The 2723-nt window shown below is 62.1% G+C and carries 1 protein-coding gene and 1 pseudogene; one reads left to right on the forward strand and one right to left on the reverse strand.

Annotation, left to right across the window (positions count from 1 at the left end):
- Positions 1 to 1974, reverse strand: a 1974-nt coding sequence (locus I5W_RS23390; protein ID WP_083893616.1) for a penicillin-binding protein 1A, incomplete at its 3' end; no start/stop codon positions are given.
- A 366-nt stretch (positions 1975 to 2340) separates the two neighbouring features.
- Here I5W_RS23390 and I5W_RS23395 point away from each other — a divergent pair.
- A pseudogene (locus I5W_RS23395) lies at positions 2341 to 2723 on the forward strand (pilus assembly protein PilM); the annotation flags it as partial.

The raw sequence follows: 2723 nt of genomic DNA on the forward strand, positions 1-2723 counted from the left end.
GGTCTTGCCGGCCAGGTCGGTGCGCTTCAACGACAGCGCCTTGACCGCCGTGCCATGGCGCACCACGTCGCGCAACATGCTGTCCATGATGAAGGCATTGCGGGCATCGATGACGCGGTTGGATTCATCGTCGGCCGTGGCCGGCTTGGCCTGCGAGAGCACTTCGCCGTTGTTGTCGGTGACCTTGGTGATCAGGTAGGGATTGATCTTGTAGCCGCCGTTGGCAAACACCGAGTACGCCCCCACCATCTGCAAGGGCGTGACGTTGCCCGCTCCCAGCGCCAGGGTCAGGTAAGGCGGGTTCTTGTCAGCATCGAAGCCGAAGCGGGTAATGTATTCCTGCGCATACTTCACGCCCACACGCTCCAGGATGCGGATGGAAACCAGGTTGATCGACTTCTGCAAGGCGCGGCGCATCGAGATCGGGCCTTCGAACTTGCCACCGTAGTTCTTGGGCTGCCACACCTGGCCGCCGGTCTGGGTGAAGGTCAGCGGTGCATCATTGATGATGGTGGCCGGCGACAAGCCCTTTTCCAGCGAAGACGAATAGATGAAGGGCTTGAAGGACGAACCCGGTTGACGCCAGGCCTGGGTGACGTGGTTGAACTTGTTGCGGTTGAAGTCGAAGCCACCCACCAGCGAACGGATCGCGCCATCGTGCGAGTTCACCGAGACGAAGGCCGATTCCACTTCCGGCATCTGGGTGATGATCCAGTTGCTGCCATCCTGGAACACCCGGATGATGGCGCCGCGGCGGATCTTCTTCTGCGGCGGCGCCTTGTCCGACAGCAGGTTGGCACCAAAGCCCAGGCCGGCACCGGCAATGCTGATCTCTTCGCCGGTAGCCAGCATGGCGGTGATTTCCTTGGGCTTGGCTTCCAGCACCACGGCCGCGACCATGTCGTCGCTGTCGGGGTGGTCGGCCAGCTCCACTTCCACCGCATCTTCCACCACTTCCTTGGAGGCGTTTGCCGGCAAGTCCATGTAGCCTTCCGGTCCGCGATAGCCGTGGCGGCGCTCGTAGTCGATGATGCCGCGACGCAGGGCGATGTAGGCCGCATCCTGGTCCGCCTTGGTGATGGTGGTGAAGACGTTCAGGCCGCGCGTGTAGGTTTCATCCTTGTATTGCGCGTAGACCAGCTGGCGCGCCATTTCGGCCACGTATTCGGCGTGCATCCCGAAGGCCGAGCTGTCACCCTTGACGCGCAATTCCTCATCCTTGGCCTCCTGATATTGCGCCTCGGTGATGTAGCCCAGCTGGCGCATCCGCAACAGGATGTACTGCTGGCGCGCGTGCGCGCGCTTGGGGTTGACCACCGGGTTGTAGGCCGAAGGGGCCTTGGGCAGGCCGGCCAGCATCGCGGCTTCGGCGATGGTGATGTCCTTCAACTGCTTGCCGAAATAGATCTGGGCGGCCGAGGCAAAGCCATAGGCGCGCTGGCCCAGATAGATCTGGTTCATGTAGACCTCAAGGATCTGGTCCTTGGTCAGGTTGTTCTCGATCTTCCAGGCCAGCGGGATTTCATAGAAGAACTTGCGCGTGGCCTTCTGCAGGAAGGTTGGCTCGTTGCTGGTCAGGAAGAAGTTGCGCGCCACCTGCTGGGTGATGGTCGAGGCACCGCCACCGCCGCCGGAAAGGTTGGAGAAGGTAGCCCGCAGGATGCCCTGGTAGTCCACCCCGCCGTGTTCATAGAAACGGTCATCCTCGATGGCCAGTACGGCCTTCTTCATGATGTCCGGGATTTCCTTGAAGTGCACCAGATTGCGCCGTTCCTCGCCGAATTCGCCAATCAGCACGCCATCGGCCGAGAAGATGCGCAGCGGGATCTTGGGACGGTAGTCGGTCAGGGTATCGAGGTCGGGCAGCTTGGGATAGGTCAGGGCGACGATGAAGGCCACGCCCAAAAGCGCCATCACGATCAGGCCAAAGAGGGTACCGAACAAGCCCAGCAGGATGCGCAATGACCAGTGCATCCGCTTGCGCGGGGCCTTTTCTGCGGGAGCATCCGTCGCCGATGCCGGGTTGGGTTGATCGCCGCCGTTGGAAGATGAAGACATTCGAGATAAGCGTTAAAGCAGGCCAAAGCAGCAGGCCAAAGCCGGATTGGAAGAAACAAGCCCGCATTATAGCGGCTCGCCCCGATGGGCCGCGCAGCCAGGTGTTGCAAATAGACCAAAGGGCAAGAAGCCGGTTCCAATGCGGAACGTGGGAATATGAAGGAAAGCACCGCAAATGACACAAATTGCCGCAAATTGAGCGGCATTCCTCAAGTTTCCTCTATTCCCGCCGTTCGGGCGCCGCTGGACAATCCATGCTTCCCTTGGCATGAGAGCGTCCGCATGACTGGCTTCCCCCTTTTTTCCGACCACCGCAGCACGCGCCTGTGCGCCGGCCTGGACATCACCCCCGACCGCGTGCGCCTGGCCTTGCTGCGCCGCTGCGGACGGCGTGCCCAACTGCTGCGGCTTACGCAACGCCTGACCGGTGGCGTGATCTGTACCGATGGGCAGATCAGCGACTTCGACGCGCTGCTGCTGATGTGCCGTTCGCTGCTGGACGATCCGCTCTGCCACGGCGCGGCCCTGGCGCTGGCCTTGCCCGCCAGTTCCCTCATCGGTCGGCGCCTGGTGCTGCCGGCCGGCGCCACGCCCGTGCAAAGGCTGGTGCAAGTACGCGCCGAAATGGCAGCGCACGGCGTGGGCACGGACGATCACGCACTGGA

The organism is Herbaspirillum sp. B65, from assembly GCF_000333555.1.
Taxonomy (GTDB): Bacteria; Pseudomonadota; Gammaproteobacteria; order Burkholderiales; family Burkholderiaceae_D; genus Herbaspirillum; species Herbaspirillum rubrisubalbicans.